Origin of the sequence: Siminovitchia fortis, from assembly GCF_007681465.1 — a bacterium.
GTDB lineage: Bacteria > Bacillota > Bacilli > Bacillales > Bacillaceae_C > Siminovitchia > Siminovitchia fortis.
The window spans coordinates 1-16,241 of sequence record NZ_VEKZ01000046.1 but is presented as its reverse complement, the minus strand read 5'-3'; the positions used below and the strand labels follow the sequence as shown (position 1 = coordinate 16,241).

General features: G+C 46.2%; 17 protein-coding genes and 1 other annotated feature. All 17 genes read right to left on the bottom strand.

The window, feature by feature from the left end; genetic code table 11:
* Window positions 1-78: 78 nt before the first annotated feature.
* Complete coding sequence (secE, locus tag FS666_RS13895) at window positions 79-264, bottom strand: preprotein translocase subunit SecE (RefSeq protein ID WP_120072799.1); 186 nt, start codon at window positions 262-264, stop codon at window positions 79-81.
* A 47-nt stretch (window positions 265-311) separates the two neighbouring features.
* Window positions 312-458, bottom strand: coding sequence for a 50S ribosomal protein L33 (rpmG, locus tag FS666_RS13890; RefSeq protein ID WP_144462710.1), 147 nt, complete (start codon window positions 456-458; stop codon window positions 312-314).
* A gap of 76 nt (window positions 459-534) precedes the next feature.
* The gene (gene sigH / locus FS666_RS13885; protein WP_120072795.1) at window positions 535-1,185 is read right to left on the bottom strand and encodes an RNA polymerase sporulation sigma factor SigH; all 651 of its coding nucleotides are present in this window, start codon (window positions 1,183-1,185) and stop codon (window positions 535-537) included.
* Window positions 1,186-1,257: 72 nt separating this feature from the next.
* The gene (locus tag FS666_RS13880) at window positions 1,258-1,767 is read right to left on the bottom strand and encodes an NYN domain-containing protein (protein ID WP_120072793.1); all 510 of its coding nucleotides are present in this window, start codon (window positions 1,765-1,767) and stop codon (window positions 1,258-1,260) included.
* A gap of 3 nt (window positions 1,768-1,770) precedes the next feature.
* The gene (gene rlmB, locus FS666_RS13875; protein ID WP_144462712.1) at window positions 1,771-2,514 is read right to left on the bottom strand and encodes a 23S rRNA (guanosine(2251)-2'-O)-methyltransferase RlmB; all 744 of its coding nucleotides are present in this window, start codon (window positions 2,512-2,514) and stop codon (window positions 1,771-1,773) included.
* Window positions 2,511-2,939, bottom strand: coding sequence for a Mini-ribonuclease 3 (locus FS666_RS13870; protein ID WP_144462714.1), 429 nt, complete (start codon window positions 2,937-2,939; stop codon window positions 2,511-2,513). Before FS666_RS13870 ends, rlmB begins: the two co-directional genes overlap by 4 nt.
* Window positions 2,936-4,333: a cysteine--tRNA ligase gene (gene cysS, locus FS666_RS13865; protein WP_144462716.1), complete on the bottom strand. Its 1,398-nt coding sequence runs from the start codon at window positions 4,331-4,333 to the stop codon at window positions 2,936-2,938. The genes FS666_RS13870 and cysS overlap by 4 nt, the downstream gene beginning before the upstream one ends.
* Window positions 4,330-4,983: a serine O-acetyltransferase gene (gene cysE / locus FS666_RS13860; protein WP_144462718.1), complete on the bottom strand. Its 654-nt coding sequence runs from the start codon at window positions 4,981-4,983 to the stop codon at window positions 4,330-4,332. Before cysE ends, cysS begins: the two co-directional genes overlap by 4 nt.
* Window positions 4,984-5,178: 195 nt before the next feature.
* Window positions 5,179-5,414: a binding site (T-box leader), on the bottom strand.
* Between the two features lie 208 nt (window positions 5,415-5,622).
* Entirely contained in the window at window positions 5,623-7,083 is a 1,461-nt protein-coding gene (gene gltX, locus FS666_RS13855; protein ID WP_144462720.1) for a glutamate--tRNA ligase, read from the bottom strand.
* Window positions 7,084-7,184: 101 nt separating this feature from the next.
* Complete coding sequence (ispF, locus tag FS666_RS13850; RefSeq protein WP_144462723.1) at window positions 7,185-7,667, bottom strand: 2-C-methyl-D-erythritol 2,4-cyclodiphosphate synthase; 483 nt, start codon at window positions 7,665-7,667, stop codon at window positions 7,185-7,187.
* Between the two features lie 20 nt (window positions 7,668-7,687).
* Entirely contained in the window at window positions 7,688-8,374 is a 687-nt protein-coding gene (ispD, locus tag FS666_RS13845; RefSeq protein WP_144462725.1) for a 2-C-methyl-D-erythritol 4-phosphate cytidylyltransferase, read from the bottom strand.
* A gap of 17 nt (window positions 8,375-8,391) precedes the next feature.
* Window positions 8,392-9,483, bottom strand: coding sequence for a PIN/TRAM domain-containing protein (locus FS666_RS13840; RefSeq protein ID WP_120072774.1), 1,092 nt, complete (start codon window positions 9,481-9,483; stop codon window positions 8,392-8,394).
* 201 nt (window positions 9,484-9,684) lie between these two features.
* Complete coding sequence (gene radA / locus FS666_RS13835) at window positions 9,685-11,055, bottom strand: DNA repair protein RadA (RefSeq protein WP_144462727.1); 1,371 nt, start codon at window positions 11,053-11,055, stop codon at window positions 9,685-9,687.
* Between the two features lie 447 nt (window positions 11,056-11,502).
* Window positions 11,503-13,944 (bottom strand): ATP-dependent protease ATP-binding subunit ClpC, encoded by a 2,442-nt coding sequence (clpC, locus tag FS666_RS13830; protein WP_144462729.1) that lies wholly within the window; start codon window positions 13,942-13,944, stop codon window positions 11,503-11,505.
* Window position 13,945: 1 nt separating this feature from the next.
* Complete coding sequence (gene mcsB, locus FS666_RS13825) at window positions 13,946-15,028, bottom strand: protein-arginine kinase McsB (protein WP_144462731.1); 1,083 nt, start codon at window positions 15,026-15,028, stop codon at window positions 13,946-13,948.
* Complete coding sequence (gene mcsA, locus FS666_RS13820; protein ID WP_144462733.1) at window positions 15,025-15,570, bottom strand: protein-arginine kinase activator protein McsA; 546 nt, start codon at window positions 15,568-15,570, stop codon at window positions 15,025-15,027. Before mcsA ends, mcsB begins: the two co-directional genes overlap by 4 nt.
* Window positions 15,571-15,590: 20 nt before the next feature.
* Window positions 15,591-16,052 (bottom strand): CtsR family transcriptional regulator, encoded by a 462-nt coding sequence (locus FS666_RS13815; RefSeq protein ID WP_120072919.1) that lies wholly within the window; start codon window positions 16,050-16,052, stop codon window positions 15,591-15,593.
* Window positions 16,053-16,241 lie beyond the last annotated feature (189 nt).

Sequence of the window (16,241 nt, the reverse complement as noted above, 5' to 3'; positions counted from 1 at the left end):
CGGCGGCATTTTATTGTTGTTATATTATACCACGGGCAGTATGCTTATATACAAGTTTATCAATATAAGTCAGTTGTTTTATAGATCAAGGATAAATCGGACAGATCTGGAAATCCCCAGATCGACAAGCGCAAAAAATAGAGCGAGTATCACGACTGTAGTAATGACTGTTATGGTGTATCCTACTAGTTCTTTCCGTTTCGGCCAGCTCACCTTTCTCATTTCCGAGCCGACGTTGCGGAAAAATTGAGTTATGCTTGACATGATCGAACCTCCAACATCTGTAAATAAACGGACACTCTTTAAAAGGGTTATTTGGTTTGCTGATGGACTGTGTGTGCATTGCAGTTTTTACAATATTTCTTAATTGTCAACCGCTCGGATGATTTTTCTCTGTTGTCCGTCGTGTAATTTCTGGAACCGCAATCACTGCAAGCCCATATGATTTTGTTTTTCATCACTACCGCACCTTATATCAACATATCTTTTAAAAAATACCACGAAAAGACAGTGCCGTCAATATGGCACGGATGTTCAGAAGGTGATTTCACGCAATTCAAGGTAACGTTCCAGCTTCCTTTTCACCCTTTGGAGAGCATTGTCGATTGATTTCACATGCCGGTCCAGTTCGTCGGAAATTTCCTGGTAGGTGCGGCCGTCCAAATAGAGGGCCAGCACCTTCCTTTCCAAGTCACTCAGCAGTTCAGTCATTTTATCCTCTATACTATTAAACCTTTCCCTATGAATGAGCAGTTCTTCCGGGTCCAAGATTTTCGCTCCGGAAATGACATCCATGAGTGTACGGTCTGACTCTTCATCGTAAATGGGCTTGTCCAAGGAAACATATGAGTTAAGTGGAATATGTTTTTGACGGGTAGCAGTTTTGATGGCGGTAATGATTTGCCTTGTAATGCAAAGTTCCGCAAAAGCTTTGAATGAGGCGAGTTTCTCTTCCTTAAAATCTCGGATTGCTTTATAAAGTCCAATCATGCCTTCCTGTACAATATCTTCGTTGTCCGCTCCGACCAGAAAATAGGACCGGGCTTTTGCCCTTACAAAATTTCGGTATTTTTTAATTAGATAATCAAGAGCTTCACTATCACCGTCGTGTACCAGTTCAATCAGCGCTTCATCTTCCAGCAAGTCAAAAACTGTGTCTCTTTCTAGTTTAATGTATGAAATCACTCTGATCCCCCGCTCCTGTAAAAACCGTCGATAGAATTATTATACATGACAGAATTTTCTAACGTCAACTGGTCATTTTTTGCCCCGTCTCCACTTTTCAAAGATTTCTGTCATATCTTGGCTTAAAACTATCTTTTGTAAGGGAGCCTTTTCCCGCGTTTTTTCGACTTTCTTCTCAATCTTGCGCTCTGTGTCCAATACTTCTTCCAATAACTCCCGGGCTGATATTCTTAAAGCCCCCTGTCCAAAAATCGCCCATTGTTCCGTAAAATCGGAGGTGGCAACGTAAATCTGCGTTGTTCGGCTGTTCAGCTCGTTAGCTAATTTTTCAATCCGTTCATCGGCAGTCTCCTCCGACTTTGTGTAAATCACCTCAACCCGATGCTGCCGATTCTTTTTTTCAACCCCTTTGACATCATAAGCATCAAAAACGACAATTACTTTGAAACCGGTAAATCCCTGATATTCTGCCAATATTTCTATGAGCCTGTCCCTTGCCGCTGCCAGGTCCCTTTGTTTCAGCTGAACGAGCTCGGGCCATGCACCGATCATGTTATATCCGTCGACAATCAAAATATCCATCGGTCACCTCTCAAGCGGCTGGCGCTTGCGGTACACTTCATACATTAAGAGAGCGGCCGCTACAGAGGCGTTTAATGATGTTACATGCCCGGCCATCGGCATATGCACGCGAAAATCGCACTTTTCTTTAATCAGCCGGCTCATTCCTTTGCCTTCGCTGCCGATGACGACGGCCAGGGGAAGGGAAGCGTCCATCCGGCGGTAATCGGTGCTTTCCTCTGCATCTGTACCAAATATCCAAATGCCCCGTTCCTTTAACTCCTCAATCGTTCTGGCGAGATTCGTGACACGGGCAACCGGGATGTGTTCAATAGCACCGGTCGATAGTTTTGCAACCGTTGATGTGAGGCCGACTGCACGCCTTTTGGGGATGATGACCCCATGAACCCCCGCTGCATCCGCTGTCCTTAAAATGGAACCAAGATTATGGGGATCCTCCAGCTCGTCCAGTATAAGGAAAAAGGGATCTTCTCCCTTTGAGGCCGCCCGTTCAAACAGTTCTTCCAAATCGGCATACCGATAAGCGGCCACTTCCGCAATGACGCCTTGGTGATTTTCTTCCGTCATTTGATCAATTTTTTTCCTTGGGACATATTGAATCTGGATCCGCTTTTGTTTTGCCAGCTTAGCGATGGCTTGCATCTGCCCTTTTTGGGATCCTTCGGCTATCAAGATTTTATGAATGTCCCTTTCTGACCTGAGCGCTTCCAAGACGGGGTTTTTTCCTGCAATCCACTGCTGGCTCATGTTGCTCCTCCTCTTTCTTTGTCTATGGCCTCGATGATCTTTTCTATCAACTCTTCTAACCGTTCTTGTTCGTTAGCCAGGTAAAGCCAGCCGATCAATGCCTCCAAAGCCGTGCTATGCCTGTATGTTTGAACGTCCGTATTTTTGGGGACTGTCCCGGATTTGGCGTTTCTGCCCCGCCTGGCGATTTCCAGTTCTTCATCGGATAAAAAACCGCTGCTTATTAAGTTTTTTAAAGCGGCCGCCTGGGCTTTTGCCGAGACGTAGCGGGTGGCCTCCAAATGCAGCTTGTTAGGCCTTGTTTTCCCGCTTTCCAACAAGCGGCCGCGGATGAACACATCATAAACGGCATCGCCCATATAGGCGAGTGCCAAACTGTTCAAATGTCTGTATTCCACTTTTGGCGGAAGATTCATATAAGTCATCCCCGCTTCCATCTGGTGCCTTGTGCCGTGTCTTCCAGAATAATATTCCTGTCTTTTAACTGGTCGCGGATTTGATCCGCCAGTTGGAAATTACGTTCCCTTCTGGCCTGGTTGCGCCGTTCAATGAGTTGTTCGATATCCTCATCAAGCAGCTCTTCCGTTTCCAGCTCAAGCCCCAACACAGGGAACAGATCTTCAAATTCTTTCATGAATGCACGGATGACAGCAACGGATGTGTTTTTTTCCATCAAATAATAATTGGCCTGCTTTGCCAATTCAAAGAGGACGGAGATGCCATCAGCAGTGTTGAAGTCGTCATCCATCTTGGCTATGAACTCCTGATGCAGATCTTTGATGGTATCTATCCATTCCTTTCCGTCATCCGCCAGGTCGGCGCTTGTTTCCAGCCGGTGCTTCAGGTTTTGATAAGATGTTTTCAGCCTTTCAAGTCCCGCACCCGCATCCGCAACGAGATTTTCCGAATAGTTGATTGGATTGCGGTAATGGACAGACAGCATGAAGAACCTGAGAACCTGCGGGTCGATCTGCTTGATGATGTCATTGACCAGTACAAAATTCCCGAGTGATTTGGACATCTTTTCATTGTCAATATTAATATAGCCGTTATGCATCCAGTAGCGGGCAAAAGGCTTGCCGGTCATCGCTTCGGATTGGGCAATCTCATTTTCATGATGGGGGAATGTCAAATCCTGCCCTCCCGCATGGATATCGATTGTATCGCCGAGATACTCCCTCGCCATTGCGGAGCATTCAATGTGCCAGCCGGGGCGGCCTTTTCCCCACGGACTGTCCCAGGAGATCTCCCCTTCCTTTGCCGCTTTCCAAAGGGCGAAATCAAGCGCGTCTTCCTTCAATTCACCGGGCTGGATCCGGGCGCCGACCTTTAAATCATCAATCGATTGATGCGACAGCTTCCCATACCCGTCGAATCTTCTTGTCCGGTAATAAACATCTCCGCCGGATTCATAGGCATAGCCTTTTTCAATGAGCGCTTCAATGAATTCGATGATGATGTCTATATTTTCGGTCACCCGCGGGTGGTCGTCCGCCTTTTTGCAGCCCAAGGCAAGAATGTCCTCGAAAAAAGCATCAACAAACCGGTTGGCTACCGTGAGTGCATCTGTTTGAAGCGCTTTGGCCGCATTGATGATTTTGTCGTCAACATCGGTGAAATTGGAGACATAATGGACATCGTAACCCCTATATTCCAAATAGCGGCGGACTGTGTCGAATACAATCGCCGGGCGGGCATTCCCGATATGAATATAGTTATAGACAGTCGGTCCGCAAACATACATTTTGACCTTTCCTTCTTCAAGCGGAACGAACGTCTCTTTTTTCCGTGTCAATGTATTATAAATTCTGATTGTCATCCTGAATGACTCCTCTCTTTCTTTATGGCAGAAAGCTCCATATTTAAGCGGGCAATTTCCTGTTCCATGGCCGCCAATTTATCCGAAATCGGATCCGGCAGATCACTGTGATTCAGATCCTTCCTCACCTTCACTCCATCTCTGACGACAACCCGACCGGGAATCCCGACTACTGTCGAATTGGGAGGAACGTCTTTTAAAACGACCGAGCCTCCGCCTACTTTTGAGTTCTCCCCAATAGTGATATTGCCAAGCACTTTTGCCCCGGTGGCAATCAAGGCATTGTCCTTTATAGTCGGGTGCCGCTTTCCTTTTTCCTTCCCCGTTCCTCCGAGTGTCACCCCTTGGTAAACGGTGACGCCGTCACCGATTTCGCAAGTTTCACCGATAACCACTCCCATCCCGTGGTCAATAAAGAAACGGCGGCCGATTTTCGCTCCAGGATGAATCTCTATCCCGGTAAAAAAACGGTTGATCTGTGAAATCAGCCTTGCAATAAAGAACATCTTTCTTTTAAAGAACGCATGGGCAACTCTGTGAGCCCAAATGGCATGCAGGCCGGAATATGTCAGAATGACTTCAATGCTTGTGCGGGCGGCCGGGTCCTGATCAAACACTGTTTCAATATCTTCCTTCATTCGTTTGAACATGGTGATCACTCCTCTCTTTTTTTGGAAACTAGAAAAGCGCAAGCGCTCGTTTAGCGACGTACAAACTGGAGTGCCTCTGACGAGATAAAGGAAACACGGCGAAGAATGAGCCGATGTTGACTTATCGTAGGAGGAGGCGCGAAGTTTGCTAGTCGCTGAGCGCTGGAGCTAGACAAATAAAAAAACGCCTCTATATACAGAGACGCTTACGGCGCGGTTCCACTCTGGTTGGGTGTTTTTTGAAAAAATTCCACACCCCAACTTATCCCCTCTAACGGAAGGTGTCCGCTTGCGTTTAATTGGCGGGCTGCCGTTCAACGCAAGGCTCCGGGGTGCATATTCAAAAAACGAGTGGCTCAAACCGCTCTCAGCCGTCGGCGGTTCTCTCTGATCAGCATCGATTTCCTACTTTTCCCCGTCATTGCTTTTACTATGACTATAATATATTACATTTTGTTTGATTTGTTAATAAAAAAAGCGGATGCACCGTGTTTAGCCCCGAAAACCCAAGACGATTCCTGAGGAGGCAGCCCTTCAGCCGCCACAGGGGAGCGGCTTGATCCTTGCGGGGCTAGGCGCTGGAGCTTGACAAAGCGGAAACTAGTCCTAATCAATCTTATTTAAAAAATGAATTTTTCCTTATCCTTGAATCAAACGCTCCAAACGCAATTTTACTTTTTCCTTCCCTAACAATTCAATGGCATTCGGAAGTTCAGGGCCTCGCATTTCGCCTGTCACGGCAACCCTGATCGGCATAAACAGCTTCTTGCCTTTATGTCCGGTTTCCTTTTGGACGGATTTCATGGCCTTTTTAATTTCAGACGCTTCAAACGGCTCCAAATCTGAAATTTGGTTATAAAAAGCCTGAAGCACTTCCTGCACCTGCTCTTCCTCCAACACAGCCTTTTCCTCTTCTCCGAATTGAATGTCATCCTGGAAGAACTGCTTGGACAGCTCGACGATTTCAGCCCCGTAGCTCATCTGCTCCTGGTACAGGGCAATGAGGCTCCGAGCCCATTTTTGTTCTTCCGGCGACGGCTGTTCAGGGACCAAGCCCGCCTTCTTCAAATGCGGCATGGCCAATTCGACAACTCTGTCCAAATCCTGCTTTTTCATGTACTGATTATTCGTCCAGGCAAGCTTATGTTTGTCGAACAAAGCTGGAGATTTCGACAAGCGGCTGGCATCGAAAATGTCGATTAATTCTTGTCTTGAAAAAATCTCTTCCTCCCCTTCAGGCGACCATCCGAGCAAGGCAATAAAGTTGAATAGGGCTTCCGGAATATAGCCAAGGTCCGCATATTGCTCGATAAACTGGATGATCGTCTCATCCCGCTTGCTGAGCTTCCTGCGGTTTTCATTGACAATGAGCGTCATGTGGCCGAATACCGGCGGTTCCCATCCGAAAGCATCATAGACCATCAGCTGTTTCGGTGTATTGGAGATGTGGTCATCTCCACGTAAAACATGGCTGATTTCCATTAGATGGTCATCAACGGCAACGGCAAAGTTATATGTTGGAATGCCGTCTTTTTTAACAATGACAAAATCACCGATTCCATCAGAGTCAAAGGAAACTTCATTTTTGACCATATCGTTAAAAGCAAATACTCTGCCTGAAGGGACCTTGAAGCGAATGCTGGGCTCCCTGCCTTCCGCCTCAAATTTTTTCCGGTCCTCCGCTGTTAAGTGGCGGCATTTTCCGGAATACCGCGGCATTTCCTTGCGGGCTATCTGTTCTTCCCTTTCCGCTTCCAGTTCTTCCGGTGTACAGTAGCATTTATAGGCCTGTCCGCTTTCAAGCAATTGATTATAATATTTTTGATAGATGTCATTGCGTTCCGATTGCCGGTACGGGCCATAGCCGCCGTCTTTGTCAATGCCCTCATCCCAATCGATGCCGAGCCATTTCAAATAGGTCAGCTGGCTTTGCTCCCCGCCTTCTATATTTCTCTTTTGGTCCGTATCTTCAATCCGGATGATAAACTTTCCGCCCTTATTGCGGGCAAATAAATAGTTGAACAGTGCTGTACGTGCATTTCCTATATGAAGGTGCCCTGTCGGGCTTGGCGCATAGCGTACCCGTATGTCATTTGACATGTTAATGCCTCCTCAAAATTTCCAACAAGTTTCTTCTTACGCTTTTATGAAGCTCTTGCCCTATTTTACAATAACCTTGGCATACTTAAAAGCAACTGTTCCTATTCATCGGATTTTCCAATTAAAACAACCGCCTGTGCGGCGATGCCCTCTTCCCGGCCAACAAAGCCAAGACGCTCTGTTGTCGTTGCTTTTACATTCACCTGAGCTTTGTCCGCCTCAAGCAATTCGGCAATCCTCTCTCTCATCTGTTCAATATAAGGCGCCATTTTAGGTTTCTGGGCCATGATTGTGCAGTCGGCATTCACGAGCTTATAACCTCTTTCTTTGACAAGCAGCCATACATCCGCAAGCAGGCGGGCCGAATCCAGGTCCTTATTTGCCATGTCCGTATCCGGAAAGTGCCGGCCGATGTCACCTTCTCCAATTGCCCCCAGGCAGGCGTCAGCAACGGTATGCAGCAATACATCTGCATCTGAATGCCCTATAAGCCCTCTGTGGTGAGGAATGTGGATGCCGCCAATAATAAGCGGCCTGCCTTCGGCAAATTCATGTACGTCAAACCCTTGCCCAACTCTAAACATATGTATTTTTCTCCCCTCACTCATCCCAAATTCCTTCTTTTTGCCAATATGGCTTCAGCAAAGTATAAATCCTCGGGAGTCGTCAATTTAATATTATCGTAGTCGCTTTCTATAATCATGACAGGCTGGCCGGTTTTTTCAACAAGCGAGGCTTCATCCGTACCTACATAACCTTGTTCCTTCGCCTGTTCATGCGCACTCATTAAAATTGGCAAACGAAAAGCTTGTGGAGTTTGTATTTGCCACAAGCCCGATCGATCGACCGTTTCAACCACCTGATTCCGGTCCGCTCTTTTAATTGTATCTTTTACAGGGACCGCCGCTATGGCGGCGCCGTTGTCATGCGCCGCCTGAACAAGCCGGCTGATCGTATGCTGGCGGATGAAAGGGCGGGCGCCGTCGTGAACGAGAATGATCTGGCCGCCGGCAGCCTTCAATCCATTATAGACGCTGTGCTGGCGTTCATCCCCCCCGTAAACATAAGCGATTTTTCCATTCCCCGGATGACCGGCCAGTATGTTCCTAAATTGGCTTTCATCATTTGGCTGGATGGCAAGAATTATTTTTTTACAGTAAAAGTCGGACGCAAATACATCTAATGTATGCAGGATGACCGGCCGCCCCGCAACTTCAATAAATAACTTATTCCGGCCGGCCCCCATTCTTTTCCCCGATCCCGCAGCGGGGATGATCACCTGATATTCCAACTGAAATTCTCCTGTCCCTATAAAGCTTTTTCCAATAATTTAGGCTTGGCAAAAATCATCCGGCCCGCAGATGTCTGCAAGACGCTTGTAACGATGACATCAATTCTTTTGCCAATGTAATCTCTTCCCTCTTCAACAACAATCATCGTTCCGTCATCAAGATAAGCAACGCCCTGATTGTATTCTTTACCGTCTTTAATGACCTGGACATTCAGCTCTTCCCCAGGCAATACGACCGGCTTCACTGCATTTGCAAGATCATTGATATTTAGCACGGGAACGTCTTGGATTTCACACACTTTATTTAAGTTGAAGTCGTTTGTGACAACTGTCCCGTTCATTAGCTTGGCCAGTTTCACAAGCTTGCTGTCCACTTCCTGGACATCTTCGAAATCTCCTTCGTACATTTCCACCTCAATGTTGATTTCCTTCTGGATGCGGTTCAACGTATCAAGTCCGCGTCTTCCCCGGTTCCTCTTTAAAGCATCCGAGGAGTCCGCAATATGCTGCAGCTCTGCAAGAACAAAATGAGGAATGACAAGAACTCCGTCCAAAAAGCCTGTCTGGCATATATCGGCGATTCTCCCGTCAATGATGACGCTTGTATCAAGGATTTTCAGCCTTCTTGAAGAGTATTTGGGCTGATCGGCGGAATCTTCTTTCTTTTTATTTGATCGGTTGAAGGAAAAGAAATTCATCAACTCTTCTTTCTTTTTAAAGCCCACCTGAAAACCGAGATATCCAATCAGCAGGGTCAATAATATCGGAACGACTTCATTTACGATAGGCAATTCGGTCTGGTTGATGGCCAATCCTGCCAGGAAGGCAATGATCAGTCCGAAAATCAGCCCCAGGCTACCAAATAAAATATCTGAGACAGGAGCCTTGACAATACGGTCTTCGAACCATTTGACAAAGTGGACAACATGGTCAACCGCCCAAAAAGTAATGACATAAAATATGATTGCACCTATAAGAGCATTAACCAACGGATTATTAATTAAAACGATTTGATCAAGAGAAGCTAATTTTAAAAGTTCAGGAACGAAGAGTACTCCCAGGGTTCCCCCCATAAGTAAAAAACAAGCCTGAACTATTCGTTTTAACATGCTCTCACCTCCTTATCCTAATTATAAGCAACTTGCCTATTTTAAAAACATGAAGGCCCCAATTTATTACAGAATCATTCTTAATTCCCATAAAGTATTATATTAATATAACTTCAGCGGATTCTATCCCTTTACTATTACTTTAGCAAAATGGATGCAGTGAGTCTATTTCACTTATGTGACAATTATCGTTCATACCGCTCAGTTAAAAGCTTGCCTCAAAGCTTCTTCAACCGTTGCCACACCGATCAGTTCAATCCCTTCCGGCACCTTCCATCCGCCAATATTTTTATCGGGAACAAGCACTCGGGTAAAGCCCAATTTGGCAGCTTCCTGCACCCTCTGTTCAATCCTTGAGACACGGCGCACTTCCCCGGTCAATCCAACTTCGCCAATGATGCAGTCGGCCGGTCTTGTCGGATGGTCCCGGAAGCTTGAAGCAATGCTTACGGCTATTGCCAAGTCAATCGCCGGCTCATCCAGCTTCACTCCGCCGGCAACTTTTAAATAAGCGTCCTGGTTCTGCAGCAGCAGACCCACCCGCTTTTCCAACACAGCCATCAACAGGGAGACCCTGTTGTGATCGATGCCGGTGGCCATCCGCCGGGGATTTCCGTAGCTTGTCGGAGAAATCAATGCCTGTATTTCCACTAACACCGGCCTTGTTCCTTCCATTGATGCCACAACAGTCGAGCCTGATGAGCCCTTGGACCGCTCTTCAAGGAAAATTTCTGATGGATTTTCCACTTCATCGAGGCCAAATTCCTTCATTTCAAAAATACCGATTTCATTCGTGGAACCGAAACGGTTTTTTACTGCCCTGAGGATGCGGTACGTATGGTGCCGTTCCCCTTCAAAATACAGAACAGTATCAACCATGTGCTCCAAAAGCCGAGGCCCTGCAATAGCCCCTTCCTTCGTTACGTGCCCTACTATGAAAATGGCAATCCCTTTCGTCTTCGCAATTTTCATCAGTTCGGCTGTACATTCACGTACCTGGGAGACACTCCCCGGTGCAGAAGTGATCTCAGGATGATAGACGGTTTGAATCGAATCAACCACTACAAAATCCGGCGATAAATCTGAAATCGTCTGGTGAATCAATTCAAGGTTCGTCTCAGCATAAATATATAGGCTGGGCGAAGAGACATTTAGCCGCTCCGCTCTTAATTTTGTCTGTTTGACAGATTCCTCACCCGAAATATAGAGCACCTTTTTATCCGTGTCTGCCAGTTGGGAGGACACCTGCAAAAGCAGGGTTGATTTCCCGATTCCCGGGTCACCGCCTATTAACACTAAAGAGCCGGGGATAACGCCGCCTCCCAGCACGCGGTTGAACTCTTTCAGTTTTGTTTCCACCCTCGGTTCATTTTCGGTTTGAATGGTGGTGATCGGCTCGGCTTTGGACCTGCCTTCATCAGAAGGGCTTAAGGATCCTTTTCTTCCCTTTCCAATGATTTCAACCTCTTCCACCATTTGATTCCATTCCCCGCACCCGGGACAGCGCCCCATCCATTTGGGGGACTCATATCCGCAGTTTTGACACATGAATTTTGTCTTTTTTTTCGCCAACTACTTTCTTCCCCCTCATCTTCTGTTACTTATATCTCCATTGTAAAGGACCAGTGTGTCAGGCAGATGTCAAAACGGCTGTTTCAACAACAAAAATGTAAGCTCATTAAGCAGTGGTCAACCAAGCAGATAATTGATACTTTGTTAAATGCCTAAGAGAATACCTCCATTATGCTTTTTGTCCCCAATTTTCTTGGATAGGCTGTAATAGCCATAAAAGTCCGAGAACTAACCACCTCCAAAGTGCTACATTCCCAAAAAAGCTTTCACCTTGAGCGATTCAATACAGCTATAGCTTCCCTTGTCCTGTTTCTCCGGTGCATTAGCTTTTCCTGTCTTGATTCAGGCTCCTGCTAAAAAGCCCTATCGCGTCGACTGCTCTGTTCGTCTGAGCTGACAAACAAAGGTTGGGGTACACGGCTTTCGTTCTCCATGTACCCCTCCAGATTAGGAAATAGCAGTTTCCTCTTCTTCTTTTGCTTTCACTATGAATTCCCCGTCCTGAACATCGACGACAACTTGTTGGCCCATTTTGATCGTTCCTTTCAGCAGTTCCTCTGACAGGCGGTCCTCTATAAACTTCTGGATGGCCCTTCTGAGCGGACGGGCCCCATATTCCGGATCGAAACCTTCCTCCGTTATTTTATCTTTTGCCGCTTCGGTCAATTCAAGATCCATATCCTGTTCCTTCAAGCGGGAGATCAATTGATTCGCCATCAATGTGGCAATTTCCTTCAGATGCGGTTTCTCCAAGGCATGGAAGACGATAATTTCATCAACCCTGTTCAAAAACTCAGGACGGAATGCCTTTTTCAATTCTTCCATGACTTGGCTTTTCATGTCTTTATAATCCTGCTCTCCATCCTGGATGGCAAAGCCTACATATTTATTGCGCTGCAAGGCCTGGGCTCCGACGTTCGATGTCAAAATGAGAACAGTGTTTCGGAAGTCAACCGTTCTTCCTTTCGAATCAGTCAAACGGCCATCTTCAAGCACTTGGAGCAAAATATTAAATACATCTGGGTGGGCCTTTTCAATTTCATCCAGCAGGATAACGGAATAGGGCTTGCGGCGGACCTTTTCGGTCAGCTGGCCGCCTTCTTCAAATCCGACATATCCCGGAGGTGAGCCGACAAGGCGTGACGTAGAATGTTTCTCCATATACTCGGACATATCGAGACGGATGATGGCATCCTCGTCTCCGAACATGGATTCTGCAAGCGCCCTTGCAAGCTCCGTTTTCCCTACACCGGTTGGACCCAGGAAGATAAAGGAACCGATCGGCCGCTTCGGGTCTTTCAGCCCCGCTCTTGCTCTTCGCACCGCCTTCGCAACAGATTTAACGGCTTCTTCCTGTCCGATGACCCGTGAATGCAGAATTTCTTCCAGTTTCAACAGTCTTTCCGTTTCTGTCGAAGCCAGTTTCGATACTGGGACACCAGTCCAGCTGGATACGACTTTGGCGATATCCTCTACCGTCACTTCCGTATTTTCCTGTCCCTGTTTTTCTTTCCAAGTCTTTTTCGTTTCTTCCAGTTCTTCCCGGAGCTTTTGTTCTGAATCCCTTAAAGAAGCAGCTTTTTCAAATTCCTGGCTTTGGACGGCTGCATCTTTCTCTTTGCGGATGGATTCAAGCTTCACTTCCAATTCTTTTAGATTCGGCGGCGTCGTATAAGAACGGAGCCGGACCTTGGAACCAGCTTCATCAATCAGGTCAATTGCTTTATCAGGAAGGAAGCGGTCTGAGATATAACGGTCAGCCAATTTCACTGCTGCTTCGATTGCCTCATCCGTAATGGATACACGGTGGTGGGCTTCATAGCGGTCGCGGAGTCCTTCCAGAATTTGAATGGATTCTTCAACCGTCGGCTCATCCACTTGTATGGGCTGGAAGCGCCGCTCAAGCGCTGCGTCCTTTTCAATATATTTTCGGTATTCATCCAATGTCGTGGCACCGATACATTGAAGTTCTCCGCGGGCAAGCGACGGTTTTAAAATGTTCGAAGCATCAATGGCACCTTCCGCTCCCCCTGCACCAATCAATGTATGAAGTTCATCAATAAATAAAATGATGTTGCCTGCCTGCCTGATTTCATCCATGACCTTCTTCAGACGGTCTTCGAATTCTCCGCGGTATTTTGTGCCTGCCACGACAGTTCCCATATCAAGGGTCATGACACGCTTGTCGCGCAGGGTTTCAGGCACTTCGTTATTGATGATTTGCTGTGCCAGGCCTTCCGCTATCGCAGTTTTACCGACCCCGGGTTCGCCGATGAGGACCGGATTGTTCTTAGTCCGTCTGCTCAATACTTCAATGACCCTTTGGATCTCTTTGTTGCGGCCGATAACAGGGTCAAGGGTCCCTTCTCTTGCTATCGCAGTCAAATCCCTTGCCAGGCTGTCTAGTGTAGGAGTATTGGCACTTGCAGAAGCCCCGCCGTGGGTGCTTGCCTCATTGCTTCCCAAAAGCTGGAGCACCTGCTGGCGGGCTTTATTCAGACTGACACCCAAATTATTCAATACTCTTGCAGCTACACCTTCCCCTTCACGAATAAGGCCGAGCAGGATATGTTCCGTGCCGACGTATGAATGGCCGAGCTTTCTGGCTTCATCCATCGACAGCTCAATCACTTTTTTGGCACGCGGCGTATAATGAATCGTTTGTGAAGTATCTTTCCCTCGGCCAATTAAGTTTTCTACTTCTTTTTGAATCTTTTCAGGACCCAGGCCGAGTCCATATAACGCCTTAGCCGCTATTCCTTCTCCTTCCCTGACCAGTCCCAGCAAAATATGCTCAGTTCCGATATTGCCGTGGCCAAGGCGGACTGCTTCTTCCTGTGAAAGGGCCAATACCTTTTGAGCTCTCTCTGTAAAACGACCAAACATCATACTAATCTCCTCCTGTCCGTCTCTCTTCTAGTTTCAATCTTTCCCGTATCAATGCCGCCCTTTTAATATCCCGTTCAACAGGACGAAGCGGCCCCCCTGCATATTGCTGTAAAAATCCCGGCTGCGTCAAGATCATCAATTCATTTAGAATATTTCTGGAAAGATGAGTAATGTATCCTGTATCTATGCCCAATCTGACATCAGATAAACATTCAGATGCCTCTTTTGTTTCAATGATCCTGCTGTTGGCCAATATTCCGTAGGAACGAAATACCTTATTTTCCAATTGAATGCTCGATGTTTTTATTAATGCTTCCCTTGCTGCTCTCTCCTGAGCAACAATTTGCTGGACGACGCTAATCAAATCGCCTATGATATCCTCTTCCGACTTCCCAAGTGTAATCTGATTGGATATTTGGAATATATTTCCCAAAGCTTCGCTGCCTTCTCCATAGATCCCCCGTACGACAAGCCCAAGCTGGTTAATTGCAGGAATAATGCGGTTCATTTGGCGTGTCAGGATAAGTGCAGGCAGATGAACCATGACGGATGCCCGAAGTCCGGTCCCCACATTTGTCGGACAGCTTGTGATATACCCCAGCTTTTCATCGAATGCATAATCGACTTTTGCTTCCAGGATATTATCAATGACATTTGCCCGTTCCAGCGCTTCACTTATTTGCAGGCCCGGAAACAGACATTGGATCCTGATATGATCTTCTTCATTGAGCATGATGCTTATATCTTCCTGACCGGACAGCAAAACTGCACCATGTGTGGCATGTTCAGCCAATCGGGGACTGATTAAATGCTTTTCCACCAACACCCTTTTTTCCAGTGCCTTTAAATCATCAATTTCCAAAAATTCCAGCTGGCCGAAGCCATGACCATCTTCTTGTACAAAAATATTTTTAGTTTTGCTAATGATTTCCCGTGCTTCATCATTAGTAAACAAAGTCGGGAACTTAAAGTTTCGTAAATTCCTTGCCAATCTTATCCGGGAGCTGAGAATGATATCGGAATCAGGTCCTTCTGAACTCATCCAAGAACTGACAGCCTGATTAAGAAACTTTTCGAGGCTCATTCCATTTTCTCCTCCCCTTCTGCCAATTTTTTTTCAAGGGAGCGGATTTGGTCGCGTACTTCTGCAGCTTTTTCAAACTCTTCTTGTTCGATCAAAGCTGCAAGCTCACTTTTGCATTCCTGTATTTTCTTTTTCAAATGCAAAGACCCGCCCATCCTTGCCGGAACCTTCCCTCCGTGGGCTATATTGCCGCTGTGCAGCTTTTTCAATATGGGAATCAGTTCTTTTCTGAAGGCGTTGTAGCAATTGGCACAGCCAAAACGTCCGATATTCGCAAATTGCTGATAGGTCATACCGCAAACATCACATTGGACAATTTGGCTTCCAAGCGCTGTATGGGGCGAAGCATTTTGAAAGGAGGATGGATTCAACAGTCCGGCAAGCAGATCATTGATGGAAAAGCCTGCTCCTCCTTCCAGCAGAAACATTTCACCTTTTTCCTGCGCGCATCTTTCACATAGCTGTATAACCGTTTTCTCTCCGTTCACTACTTTTGTAAAATGCAGAGAGGCCGGCCTTTCTTTACATTCTTGACAAATCATCAAAGCCCTCCTCCTTTTCCCTAATCAAATTTTATCGTCCGAAGCATGGCCTTCAGCATCCTGGCCCTTAATTCATCCCTATCCGGCAGATCGATGTATAATACTGAACGGTCAATGACATTTAACATGATCTTTGCCTCACGTTCTGATATGATTTCTTCTTCCAGCAGCCTCATGATGACATCCTCTGCTCTGCTTTGGGATATTTTTTGGCCAATTAAAACTTTCAATTGGTCGATCAGATGAGCCTGATTATGAAGTTTAACCTTGGAAATGCGGATATAGCCGCCCCCGCCCCGTTTACTTTCAACCATGTATCCCTTTTCCATTGTGAACCGGGTATTTATGACATAGTTTATTTGTGAAGGGACACACTGAAATTTATTTGCCACTTCGCTTCTTTTTATTTCTACGATTTCGCTTTCACTTAGTTCCAAAACCTGCTTTAAATAATTTTCAATAATATCGGATATATTCCGCATCATCAAGCACCTCCTTACCTTGCTTGACTTTGACTATATTTGACTTATATTATACAAAATTTAATGCCCCGTTGACAATCAATTTTATCTTACCCATCCTTTTATGGAATCAACACCCCAAAAGGCTGTATTTCGCAAGTGAAAAGTGAACCATTTCGCAACTTAATTTTGAACCACTGATGCTGTTTC